Source organism: Mucilaginibacter mallensis (assembly GCF_900105165.1).
In the GTDB taxonomy this organism is placed as follows: Bacteria; Bacteroidota; Bacteroidia; order Sphingobacteriales; family Sphingobacteriaceae; genus Mucilaginibacter; species Mucilaginibacter mallensis.
On record NZ_LT629740.1, the window covers coordinates 232934 to 245679 of the forward strand.

General features: G+C 41.8%; 11 protein-coding genes. All 11 read right to left on the reverse strand.

What is annotated here, in order from left to right; genetic code table 11:
* Positions 1-92: 92 nt before the first annotated feature.
* Positions 93-818 (reverse strand): 6-phosphogluconolactonase, encoded by a 726-nt coding sequence (gene pgl / locus BLU33_RS00950; protein ID WP_091367856.1) that lies wholly within the window; start codon positions 816-818, stop codon positions 93-95.
* Positions 819-823: 5 nt separating this feature from the next.
* Positions 824-2338: a glucose-6-phosphate dehydrogenase gene (gene zwf / locus BLU33_RS00955; protein WP_091367858.1), complete on the reverse strand. Its 1515-nt coding sequence runs from the start codon at positions 2336-2338 to the stop codon at positions 824-826.
* 30 nt (positions 2339-2368) lie between these two features.
* Positions 2369-3799, reverse strand: a complete 1431-nt coding sequence (gndA, locus tag BLU33_RS00960) for an NADP-dependent phosphogluconate dehydrogenase (protein WP_091367860.1) — start codon at positions 3797-3799, stop codon at positions 2369-2371.
* A gap of 1 nt (position 3800) precedes the next feature.
* Positions 3801-4424, reverse strand: a complete 624-nt coding sequence (locus tag BLU33_RS00965; protein WP_091367862.1) for an HAD family hydrolase — start codon at positions 4422-4424, stop codon at positions 3801-3803.
* Between the two features lie 3 nt (positions 4425-4427).
* On the reverse strand, positions 4428-5525 hold the full coding sequence (gene tal / locus BLU33_RS00970) for a transaldolase (RefSeq protein WP_091367864.1): 1098 nt from the start codon (positions 5523-5525) through the stop codon (positions 4428-4430).
* Between the two features lie 88 nt (positions 5526-5613).
* Positions 5614-6312, reverse strand: a complete 699-nt coding sequence (gene rpiA, locus BLU33_RS00975; protein ID WP_091367866.1) for a ribose 5-phosphate isomerase A — start codon at positions 6310-6312, stop codon at positions 5614-5616.
* A gap of 110 nt (positions 6313-6422) precedes the next feature.
* Entirely contained in the window at positions 6423-8432 is a 2010-nt protein-coding gene (gene tkt / locus BLU33_RS00980) for a transketolase (RefSeq protein ID WP_091367868.1), read from the reverse strand.
* A 40-nt stretch (positions 8433-8472) separates the two neighbouring features.
* A complete protein-coding gene (locus BLU33_RS00985; RefSeq protein ID WP_091367870.1) occupies positions 8473-9237 on the reverse strand; it encodes an ROK family protein in 765 nt (254 codons plus the stop codon).
* A gap of 304 nt (positions 9238-9541) precedes the next feature.
* Complete coding sequence (locus BLU33_RS00990; protein WP_091367872.1) at positions 9542-9823, reverse strand: hypothetical protein; 282 nt, start codon at positions 9821-9823, stop codon at positions 9542-9544.
* A 436-nt stretch (positions 9824-10259) separates the two neighbouring features.
* Entirely contained in the window at positions 10260-11276 is a 1017-nt protein-coding gene (locus BLU33_RS00995; protein WP_091367874.1) for a DUF6515 family protein, read from the reverse strand.
* A gap of 241 nt (positions 11277-11517) precedes the next feature.
* Positions 11518-12708, reverse strand: coding sequence for a DUF1501 domain-containing protein (locus tag BLU33_RS01000; RefSeq protein ID WP_091367876.1), 1191 nt, complete (start codon positions 12706-12708; stop codon positions 11518-11520).
* Positions 12709-12746 lie beyond the last annotated feature (38 nt).

Genomic DNA, 12746 nt, shown 5'->3' on the forward strand with positions numbered 1-12746 from the left:
ATTGTGATATAATTCTGTTACTTATAAATTAATTAAGCATAAAAAAAGCGATGTACTACAGTACATCGCTTTAAATGTTTTGTTAATGTTAATTATTGTTTCAGATCAGCTGCCGCGGCAGTATCTAAAAACCATTGCACATCGCCATTAATCGGGGCAATTAGCTGCGCCGGGTATAGCTCAATATTCCTGCCATCTTCCAATACATGATGTACCGCGATTGCTTTACCCGCACCATAAACCAAAAAGGCAATATGACGTGCCTGATTAATTAAACGTGCAGTAAAGGTGATACGATATACCTGCTGATCTTCTAAAAACACTTCTTTTACTGAGGCTGAATCATCATGCAAAACAGTAGTAAAGGGGAACAACGAGGCCGTGTGCGAGTTATCGCCCAGGCCAAGTAATACCAGGTCAAACGCTATGTCTTCCTCGTCAAAGAACAAGGTAATGGCTTTGGTGTATTCTGCAGCAGCTTCCGCCGGACTAAGACTTGTCTCAACCGCGAAAATGTTTGAATCATCAATTTCCAATGGGGCAAACAAAGCTGTTTTAGCCATCAGGTAATTGCTGTCCTTATCATCCTGCGGTACATTGCGCTCATCGCCGAAAAAGAAGTATACTTTCTCCCAGTCAACCTTGCCCTTAAAAGCATCAGAAGCCAGCAGTTCATATAATTTTTTAGGTGAGCTGCCACCCGAAAGAGCAACAGTAAACTTATCATTAGCCGCTATGGATTGCTCAGCAAGGGTTACAAAGTAATTTGCCAGGTTAAGCAATACCTCATCGGCGGTGTTAAAAACATTTAATTTCATAAATACTATTTTTTACTACTGGCCAACGGTAATGAGAACCAGTTAAAGCCATCACGGGCTATCAGCGCCTCGGCACTTTCAGGGCCCCATGAGTTGGCAGAATAATTAGGGAAGTTAAGGCTCTTTTTGTTGGTCCATGTGCTTAATATCGGCATTATCAGTTCCCATGCGGCTTCAACCTGGTCGCCACGCATAAACAGCGTTTGGTCGCCAAGCATGGTATCTAACAATAGAGTTTCATAAGCTTCAGGTGCCTGGGCAGTGTAAGTACCTTTGTAATCGAACACCATATCAACGGTATTCAGTATCATATCCAGTCCCGGGCGTTTTGCCTGTACCTGCAAACGAATGCTCATTTCAGGCTGTATGCTGATGATGAGCCTGTTTTGCTGCCAGCTTTCAGCGGCCTCAGTAGGGAATACCTTGTGCGGCACATCCTTAAACTGTATAGTAATTACCGATGCGGTTTGGTGCAGCCTTTTACCTGTACGCAGGTAGAAAGGGATACCTTGCCATCTCCAGTTATCTACAAAAAATTTAACGGCTGCAAATGTTTCGGTATTTGAATCTTTATCAACTTTTGGCTCTTCTCGGTAGCCGGCAACTTCTTTGCCTTCCATCCAGCCTTTACCATACTGACCTCTTACTGCCGACATTCTTACATCATCAGGTGAGAATTTACGCATGGCATGCAATACATCAACCTTACGGTTGCGTACTTCATCAGCACTAAAGTTAACCGGGGTTTCCATAGCCACTAAACAAAGCAATTGCAGTAAGTGATTCTGGATCATATCGCGTAACGCACCGGCACCATCATAGTAATCGCCGCGTTCTTCAACACCTAATTGCTCTGTTACGGATATTTGCACATGCTCAATATAATTACGGTTCCAGATCGGCTCGAGTATAGAGTTGGCGAAACGGAAAGCCATAATATTTTGTACGGTTTCCTTACCTAAGTAATGGTCTATACGGTAGATCTGCTTTTCGTTAAATATACCTGCTAAAAGCTGGTTAAGCTCCTTAGCTGTTTCCAGGTCATGGCCGAAAGGTTTTTCTATTACGATCCTTGTTGTTTCAGGATCAACAGCTAAACCGGCTTTTGAAATATTGGTAGCTATGATAGGGAAGAAGTTAGGTGATACCGCCATGTAATAAATAACGGTAGCCTTAGTTTTCCATTCGGTGTTATGTGCCTCAACCCTTTTACCAAATTCTTTATAAGTTTCTGAATCGTTGATATCAGATACCTGGTAGAAAAGGTTTTTAGAGAACTCATCCCATTTTTTCTTGTCGGCTTTACCGCTGCGCGAAAACTGGTTGATATCATCCAGCAATTTCTTTCTGAAATCTTCATCAGATAATTTGGTACGGCCGGTACCGATGATTGAAAATTGTTTTGGCAGCCAGTTATCCAAAAACAGGTTATAAAGCGCCGGTGCCAGTTTACGGGCATTCAGGTCGCCTGTACCACCGAATATGATAAAAACGGTAGGGTTATTTTTAGTTGAGTCCATGATATATGTTCTATCGGCTAAATTTATTTATTAATCGTTGCTTTTAGGAACCCATTGTGTATGAAAAGTTCCTTCTTTGCCTATCAGTTCATAGGTATGCGCGCCAAAATAGTCGCGTTGTGCCTGTGTAAGGTTTGACGGCATACGACCGGTGCGGAAGTTATCAAAGTAGCTTAATGAAGCTGCATATGATGGGGCTGCAATACCGGCAGCAATAACGCTTGATATTACTTTACGGGCACCCGGCAAGGCAGCGCTAACCAGTTTTTCAACGCCTGCATCTAATAAGAGGTGTGATAGTTTTGCGTTGCCGTTGTAGGCATTATATATATCGTTCAAAAACTCTGAACGGATAATACAGCCACCGCGCCATATTTTAGCGATCTCGCCTAAATGCAGGTCGTAGTTATATTCTTTTGATGCATTTGCCAGCATAAACATACCCTGCGCATAAGTAATTACCATGCTGAAGTAGTAGGCTTGTTCCAAATCCTTTAAAAACTCATCAGTGTTAACATCAAGTGCCGGAGCTACTTTGCTATAAACTTTGGCTGCTTCTAAACGCGTTTCTTTATATTTTGAAAGATCGCGCATGGATACTGCTGTATCTATAGTAGGGATAGGTGCCTGCAGGTCCATTGCTACTTGCGAGGTCCATTTGCCGGTACCTTTAGCTTTCGCTTCATCCTTAATATCATCTAACAATAAATGATCAGTTCCGGGAGCTTTGTAAGCGAAGATATCCTTGGTTATTTCCAGCAGGAATGATTTCAAACGGCCTTCATTCCATTTAAGGAATACCTTGCGGATGGCTTCGTTATCAAGTTTTAAACCTGTTTTTAATATTTCATAGGTTTCAGCAATTAACTGCATAATACCGTACTCAATACCGTTATGCACCATTTTAACAAAGTGACCTGATGCGCCAGGGCCAATGTAAGTAACACATGGAGCGCCATCAACCTTAGCGGCTATGGATTCCAATATAGGTTTCATTACATTGTAGGCATCTTTATCGCCACCCGGCATCATGCTCGGGCCGCGGCGTGCGCCTTCTTCACCGCCTGATATACCCATCCCGAAGAAATGAAAACCTTTTGCTTCCAACTCTTCAACACGGCGGTTAGTATCGGTAAAATGCGAGTTACCGCCATCAATTAATATATCGCCTTTATCAAGTAAAGGCAAAAGCTCGGCTATTACATCGTCAACAATTTTACCGGCGGGTACCAGCATCATAATAGCTTTTGGGCTGCTCAGGCTTTCAGTAAATGCCTTAACATCGCTAAAACCTTTAAGGTTACCATGTTTGCTTTCCTGCTCCAATAATTGGCCTTTTGAGGCATCCTTATCAAAACCGGCGCCTTTAACACCATGATCACCCATATTTAATAGCAGGTTGCGGCCCATAGTACCAAGACCGATCATGCCAAAACTGTATTTATCTGTTGTTTCGCTCATGTTATTTGAGGTTTTCTTTTTTTAAATCTTCCAGTATTTTTTTTGTGGTTGCAAAGCTGGTGTGCTGGTATGCGCGCATGCCTAGTTTTTTGGCTGCTAACGCAAACATTTTCCGGTCATCAAAATACACGGACTCCTGTGGTTGTGCCATAGCAATGCCCATAGCCAGTTTAAAAATGGCCGGGTCGGGTTTGCGGATGCCTACCTCGCAGGATGATACAAAGGCATCAAATACTTCGTGTAATTTGAATTTTTTGATACGGTAATCATTCAGCTCCTTGCCCTCATTATTGATAGCTATGATCCTGAAACCACAGTTCTTCCGCCATTCCTTTAACCAAGCCAGCATATCGGGCAATTCTTTCGATTGCTCAAACATGAAGTTCTTAAAATCCTCGCGTGTAAAATCGCGGGGATGATTAAAGACTACGGTATCCAGGTACTCATCCAGGTCAACGCCGCTGGCTTCGTACACATTAAAAATAAATGTGTGCAGTTCTTTGACCTCGGCATAATCAAGCCCGAACTTTTTTGCTGCTTCCTCGCGGGATTCGTGTCCCCAGCCATTGGTGAGCAAAATGCCGCCAATGTCAAAAAACAGGAATTTTACGGCTAATGTTTCCAAAGCTTATTTTTTGTTTTTTTGATCTTCGATAGCTTGCAATAATTTTTCGAAAGGTTTATTGAATTTCTCAATACCTTCATCTTCTAATTGCTGGGTAAGCGCATCAATATCAATACCTGCTGCTTTTAGTCTTTCCAATGTCTCGGTAGCTTTATCCAAACCTTGTTCTAAAGTATTGGCAGCAATACCATGATCAGCAAATGCTATAACAGTTTCCCATGGAACGGTATCAACAGTATCCGGACCGATCAGGGCCTCAACATATTTGGTATCTTTAAATGCAGGGTTTTTGCTGCTGGTACTTGCCCATAATAAACGCTGTGGTTTCGCGCCTTTGGCAGCCAATTTTTCCCAACGCTCACCGCTGAATACTTTTTTATAAATTTCATAAGCTTTTTTAGCTGACGCGATAGCAACTTCGCCTTTCAGATCGCCTAAGCCTTTTTCGTCTAACAAAGGATCAACTAGAACGTCAATACGGCTCAGGAAGAAACTTGCTACTGATGAGATATGGCTGATAGAGTGGCCTGCTGCCAAATGATCTTCCAAACCTGAAATATAAGCCTCAGTAACTTCCTTGTAACGTGGCAAGCCAAAAAGCAGGGTAACGTTAATGTTGATGCCTTTAGCGATCGACTGGCGGATGGCCTCTAAACCTGGCTTTGTACCCGGGATTTTGATCATCACGTTTTTACGGTCAACTTTTTGCCAAAGTTCAACAGCTTGTTTTGCTGTTTTCTCAGTATCTAAAGCTAAAAACGGAGATACTTCTAAGCTTACATAGCCATCTTCACCTACAACACCCTCGTTATAAACGCCATCAAACAAAGCGGTAGCTTTTTGAATGTCGCTTACAGCCAGGCCGAAGAATATTTCTTCGTTGCTTTCGGTAGTTTTGGCCAGTTCAGTGATATCGGCATCATAATCAGAACTGCTGGTGATGGCTTTTTCAAAGATCGCCGGGTTTGAGGTTACACCCCTGATACCTTCTTCGTCAATCAGTTTTTTTAATTTACCTGATGAAATTATTTCGCGATCTATAAAATCCAGCCAGATGCTTTGGCCAAAGCTGTGTATTTGTTTTACTTTATTGGTTGCCATTATTTTAATATTTAATTATTCTTTTTTGTTTAGATGTTGGGCAAATCTACGGTTGTATTAAAGTTAACGTATCATTCAACCGTAATTATTATGCCATTAATATGTCCACGTTATAATTTATAAACAGTCCGCTTTCAATTACGCCTGTTATTGATTTTATTTTGATCTCCATATCATCATCAATGTCATCAAAATGAGCGTCGAGCACCATATTACCGTTTTCAGTAATAATGGGGCCGTCCTTACCTTTTGCGGGCCTTATCAGCAAGCTAGTTGCCCCTATTTTTCTTAGTTCGTCTTCCACATGCAATAAAGCAGCCGGGAAAACCTCTATCGGTACAGGGAAATTGGTTCCTAATTTTTTTACCTGTTTACTGTCATCAATAATAATATAATTAACAGGACTGGAGCTGATCAGCAATTTTTCCTTGAACATTGCCCCGCCTCTGCCCTTTATCAAACTGTGCTTAGGGTCAACTTCATCGGCACCATCAAACAGCCAGTCGGGTTTATTTTCGTACAAGGTAGTTAAAGGTATGCCCAGTTTACTGCAAAACAGCGAAATTTCAATAGAGGTAGGGATAGCTTTTATAGTCAGCTGTTCTTCCTTTATCCTTTTTGCAATGGCTAATAAAGCCACATAAACTGTTGAACCCGAACCCACTCCTAATATATCGCCATCCTTAACCTTTGCAGCTATTGCATCGGCAACTTTTTGTTTGCCTTCAAGGTTGATAATGGTATCAGACCAAGCCAGATTTTTTAGAAGATCGCTTTGCCAGTTCATTTGTTAGTATCAGGTATTTAGTATCAAGTATCAGGACCTTTTTATATAGACAGTAGCAAATACCAGGGTGAAGTTGTCTTGCTACCTGATACTTGCTACTTGATACTCAATTATAATAATGCTTTCGCTCTTTTTACTACGTTATCAACTGTAAAGCCGAAGTGTTTGTACAGGTCATCTGCCGGAGCTGATTCACCGAATGTTTCCATTCCTAACATATCGCCTTCGTCGGTAGTGTATTTATGCCAGCCCATTGGGGATGCCATTTCAACAGCTAAACGTTTTCTGTATGCTTTAGGGAATACCGACTCTTTGTAAGCAGCATCCTGTTTCTCAAATAATTCCCATGATGGCATGCTTACCACGCGGGTTGAGATACCTTCGGCCTCAAGTTTAACCTGTGCTTCCATAATTAAAGCAACTTCTGAACCTGTTGCTATTAATATCAGGTCAGGGTTTTTGCTGGCCTCAGACAATACGTAAGCACCTTTTGCAAGATTTGTTGCTTTGCCATATTTATCCTGATCTAATATAGGTAATCCCTGGCGGGTGAATACCAATACAACCGGGCCGCCTTTGTGCTCAACGGCTACTTTCCATGCTTGTACAGTTTCGTTTGCATCAGCAGGGCGTATAACAGTGATACGTGGTATTGAACGTAATGAAGCTAATTGCTCAACCGGCTGGTGAGTTGTACCATCTTCACCTAAGCCAATACTATCGTGAGTATAAACAAATATCGGGCTGATCTTCATGATGGATGCCAAACGGATCGGCGGGCGCATATATTCAGAGAACATCAGGAATGTTGCACCGAAAGGAATAACGCCTGCTGTTAAAGCCATACCATTTAATGCTGAACCCATAGCATGCTCGCGGATACCGAAGTGGAAGTTACGGCCTGCTCTGTTTTCAGATGTAAATGAATCGAAATTCTTTAAGTTGGTTTCTGTTGACGGAGCTAAATCGGCTGCGCCACCAATTAAATAAGGTATTTTATCGGCAAGAGCATTTAAGGCTTTACCTGATGCAACACGTGTTGCCATTTTAGGATCTGTTGGCTTAAAAGTTGGCAATGAATCTGCCCATCCTTTAGGTAACTCACCTTTAACTGCTGTTTCGTATTCCGCAGCCAGTTCAGGGTATTGTGCTTTATAATCAGCAAATAGTTTATTCCATTTATCTTCTTTAGCGATACCTTTTTCGCCAGCTTTGTGGTAGAAATCTAAAACTTCAGCAGGTACGTTAAATGATTTATCAGGATCGAAGCCAAAGAATTCTTTAACCAGTTTAATCTCGTCAGCTCCCAGTGGCGCGCCATGTGAACCAGCAGTGCCTGATTTGTTAGGGCTGCCATAAGCAATCAATGAACGTACGTTTATTAACGATGGTTTTTGTTTTTCGGCCCTGGCGTTGGTTATAGCCAGTTCCAAAGCGTGAACATCGTTAACATCAGTAACATCCTGTACATGCCAGCCATATGCGCGGAAACGTGCGCTTACATCTTCGTTAAAGGTAATGTCTGTAGAACCTTCTATCGAGATGTGATTGTTATCGTACAAATAAATGATGTTGCCTAACTCCAGGTGGCCTGCTAATGAAGCAGCTTCAGAAGTTACACCTTCCATCATATCGCCATCACTAACTATAGCATATACACTATAATCAAAAATATCGAAGTTCGGTTTGTTGTAACGTGCTGCTAAGTGTTTTTGTGCGATAGCGAAACCTACGCCATTTGCAAAGCCCTGACCCAGCGGGCCGGTAGTAACATCAACACCAGGGCACAGGCCGTATTCCGGGTGGCCCGCAGTTTTGCTGTTTAACTGGCGGAAATCTTCGATATCATTTAAGGTCAGATCGTAACCGGTTAGGTATAAAAAACTGTACTGTAAAATACAAGCGTGGCCGCATGAAAGGATAAACCTGTCGCGGTTAGCCCAATGCGGGTTTTTAGGGTTGTAATTTAAAACCTTTGACCAAAGTACATGGCCCATTGGCGCAAGCGCCATGGCTGTACCAGGGTGACCTGAATTTGCTTTCTGTACAGCGTCTGCTGATAAAATCCGAACGGTGTTTATTCCAAGTTCTTCGATGCTTGGGATTGCGATTGTATCCATTTTTATTAAACTTATAGTATAATGTATTTGATTAGGTGACTTATTTTGTTGCTGCCGACAACGTTTCTGTTATGGGTTCTTCATTCATCGTCCATAGCCTGGCCCCGCCTTTTATCCCGTCTTCATTTGTAACGATCTTCATATTCGCATCCAATGGAAAGGTAAGCTTATCAGCATTCCCACCGCCTATATACAAAGTGTCGTAATTGAATACTGTTTTCAAAACTTCAAAAACTTTTTGCATCCGCTCGTTCCATTTCTTTTTTCCTTCAGCTTCAAGTGCCCGCTCGCCAATGTAGTCGTCGTAGGTAACTGCTTTTTTTTCTTTTTTGCTAATAGGGTGGTGTGCTATCTCCAGGTGCGGCAGTAAATGGCCATCCATTAATAAGGCTGTGCCAAAACCGGTACCTAAAGTTAGCACCATTTCAAAGCCTTTGCCGGTAACTACACCAAGGCCCTGCATATCGGCATCATTAACAACTTTGGCGGGTTTGCCTAGTTCTGCTTCAAGTTTTTTACTCAGGTCAAAATCTTTCCAGGCCTCGTTGCCCAGGTTTGGTGCCGTTTTAATTACGCCATTTCTAACATAGCCAGGGAAACCAACTGATATGTTGGTGTATTCCGGAAAATTTTTGATAAGGGTTTTTATTGCTTCCATCATATTTTCAGGCGTAGAGGGCATTGGCGTTACTATTTTTTCATAAGCCATTTGCAATTTACCTTCACTATTTAAAATAGTAGCTTTTATATGAGAGCCTCCGATATCGATGGAAAGAACCTGTAATTGCGCAGAAGAATTTTTCATTAAGATGTGAGTTCAAGGAATATACAGCAGGATTACCCCTGTTGGTATACAAATATCATATTTTTAATAATAAATAAATGTTAATTTATATGTTATTTATCGCATGGCAAATAAACACTATAATGAATAAGATTTATAGCCTATTTGTTTTTTAATATGAGGTCGTCTCCTGCTTTTTACATAGGAATTGCAAAAGTGCAATATTAACAATTATAAGTGTATAAACAACAATAATCATTTGATTGCCGCAAGATGTTGCGAAAGTAATATTGTTTTCGGGAAGTAGTATGCGAAAGCGGTAATTTTAAAATTTCAGGTTGCTTTTTACCCATTTTTGCACTTCTTCCTGTACCAGGATATCGGCGGGTAATTTATCGTGAATAAGCTTTTCTATTTTATTGCCGGTGTTTGAGAAACGGTAGTCCCAAAGTATCATGAGCCTGTTTACAAGGTATACCATTTCATTGCCTTCTTCGCGGTTAAAAGAGGTGCCATCGGGTTTCCCGTTTACGTGAGGATCATTATGCGGGTAAACGCTCCACTTGTAATCGGAATAATGCAAATTTCTTCTTGAAAACAAGATCATATGGCGTATAAATTTCAGTAAATGTACTGATAATTAATGGGTTTTGTATGTATTTTGTATAGCGAGGGGTTGGAAACAATATGCGAAAGTTAAAGTGCTGGCCTTGTGCGATTCCCGCCCTGGGGCGGGGCAGGGTGGGGTTTCGTCAGGCTGATAATTACTGGGTTTGTATTTATTTTTATAGCGATGGATTTGAGACCATGGGTGTCCGGGAGATCAACAAAGCGTAGGTCGGTGCGATTCCTCCCCTCGGGAAGGTGCAGGAAGGGGTTGATTGAAATAGCCTGATTTAGCGTATAGACCCCTCCCTGCCACTTCACAATCAGCCGCACCCCTCCCAGGGGAGGGAATCTCTAAGTCAATAATAGATTAAACAAAAAAGGGTGATGCTATTTTTAGCATCACCCTTTTTTAAATGTTATTTATAATCCCGGTATTAATTACCGTTTGGATCGCCCTGGTTTTGGCCCTGGTCACCCTGATCAGGCAGGCCTACAATTTTATAGGTCTTATTTCCATTAGGATCAACCAAAACTTTGAAGTAAACACCATCAGGTGAAATGTAAAGCTTATCGCCATTGATATTTATCTTTCTGCAGTTTGGAGGTAATTGGGTAACAATATCACCTATTTGCGGTGCAGCAGGGGCATTGTTAACATCGCCGCCGCTATCATCGGTGGTTAATTCACCATCCTTACCGGCAACCTGGTAGCTTAGTGAGCCATCATCCTTAGTGATAGGCTCATAATAAACACCATCAGCCTCGTAATATTGCTGACCGTTGATCACGATTGATTGCGCGTTTGATGGTAAAGTAGTTACCTCAGCACCAACGGGTGGTTCAACAACGGTGTACTGATCATTGTCATACTGATAAAATAAGCCACCACTGTAAAAATACTGGTAATCACCATAATAAAAAGGATAATAACCATAAGGCAAATAGCCGATGCTAAAGCCTAACCTTGGCGCGTAGTAGCTGCCATAATAGCCATGGTTATAATGATAAGCAGTATTACCAGGTAAATAGCCACCACGATAAGCTACAACAGCATGGTTGTGGCCATAAACAGAGCTTGGGTAAGTGCGGTATGCAGTAACACCGGTACGTGCCGGAACACCTACATGGCCGCCGTAGTTTGGCCTTGCAATAATGCTTCTTTGCGTATTTGAGTTAGGGCGTTGTGCGTAATTACTGTGCCCGGCTGTGTTAGCATTATTTGTGCGTGTTGATGGAGTGCTGTAACTGCGTGGCGCAGATGATGTTCTTGGTGCAGATGGTGCAACAGATACATGGCCGCCGCCACCACCTCCGCCCCCGCCACCGGCAGGACGACCACCGCCGCCACCACCACCTGAATGATCGTGCTGAGCACTTGCAGGGATGGCTAATGCCAGGCATAACATACCGCTTAAAGCAGTAGCTGATAGATATTTATATATACTTTTCATGATAATAAAAAATTAACGTAAAGCAGTACCTAATAATTTAGCTTTATATAGTCATAGACTATTGGTTATGCAAACGGTTTAATACTGGTTTAATTATAAATATACTCAAAAAGCAGACCAGTATTGATGTTTTTTGTTTTAATTACACCGGGTTTACAAAACCAAACTAAATAGGTGAGGCTAAAGTAATATTAATATGTTAATTACCTATATTACGTAAATGATTTATTACAATGCTACACTAAACAAAGTCAAGGCCGGCAAAGTTGTGTGTAAGTATTTGGCTGTTGTTCACATTGAGCCACTTATCTAAAAGTGTGGCATAAACATCCCTGAAATCTATTTGGTATTTTAAGTCGCCGTTATCCAGCGTAGCTAAATCGGGGGCTTCATTATAGATGCCCGGTTTTTTAAGCTTACCACCATAAATAAGGATATTGTTTGCTGTACCATGGTCGGTACCGTTGCTGGCATTTTGCTCAACGCGGCGGCCAAATTCAGAGAAGGTCATTACCAGGGTATCGTCAAGTTTTCCGCTTTGTTTAAGGTCTTTTATAAAGGCGGCAACTCCATCGCCATAAATTTTTAACTGCCTGCCCTGCTGGTTTTGCTGCCCAACATGCGTATCAAAACCGCTTAGCGACACATAATAAACCCTTGTTTTCAACCCCGAGTTTATAAATTTTGATACCGTTTTAAGTTGATTGGCAAAGGGGGTAGCGGGATAATCGGCAGTTACTTTATAGGTTTTGGAGGTATTTTGGATATAATCAGCCGATGAATAGGTTTCTATCATGGTTTTATACAGATAGCCCAGGTTGTCCTCGTTTAAATCAGCGTTGTTATGGTCATGCACCAGGTCCTTAAAAAAAGGTTCGCGAGTGGTTTGGTATAGTTTGTTGGGATCCTGTACGGCGATGCCCTTCATTTTGGCGCCTTTCATGGCTAATGAGAGTGTATCATCAACCTCAATAGCCGAATAGGAATTCTGACAGTTTGAATCAAGGTAGCGGCCTATCCAGCCTGTGGTTAAAAACTGATTGGCATCACTACCGGTTTGCCATATATCCATTGAGCGGAAATGGGAGCGATCGGGGTTTGGGTAGCCTACCGAGTTGATGATGTTCATCCAGCCCTGGTCATAAATTTCCTTTAAGGCTGATAGGTTAGGGTTCAGACCCTGCATATCATTCAGTGTAAGAATATCTGTTTTATTTATGGCGATGGTATTCCGCTTTTGATAATAGATATCATTACCATAAGGTATAATGGTATTTAACCCATCATTACCGCCGGAGAGCTGTATGATCACCAGGTTTTTATACCCGCTTAGCTCACTCATGGCCATAGCTTCCAAAGGCTTCAGAAAAGCCGGCATCAAAAATGCGCCCGATACTATTGCACTGCTCTTTATAAAACTTCTTCTTTTCATCGTAGCCCCCTAACCCCCTAAAGGGAGAATTATTGTTT